1 rRNA gene is annotated in these 215 nt (G+C 43.7%); it reads left to right on the forward strand.

The annotated features are described in order from the left end of the window. Positions 1 to 99: 99 nt before the first annotated feature. Positions 100 to 215: ribosomal RNA gene (locus H5181_RS20560) — 16S ribosomal RNA — on the forward strand; the annotation flags it as partial.

Consider the following 215-nt stretch of genomic DNA (forward strand, 5'->3'; position numbering starts at 1 on the left):
TGTTCATAGTAATATGTACAAACATTATTTAGATTCTTCCGAGTCTAATTAATGAAATCAGAATTCATTGAGCCGAAACCTTCGGGTTTCAAAAAACTTTAATTGAAGAGTTTGATCATGGCTCAGATTGAACGCTGGCGGCAGGCCTAACACATGCAAGTCGAGCGGTAACACAAGGGAGCTTGCTCCTGAGGTGACGAGCGGCGGACGGGTGA

Source organism: Shewanella sp. SG44-2, from assembly GCF_014164215.1.
In the GTDB taxonomy this organism is placed as follows: domain Bacteria; phylum Pseudomonadota; class Gammaproteobacteria; order Enterobacterales; family Shewanellaceae; genus Shewanella; species Shewanella frigidimarina.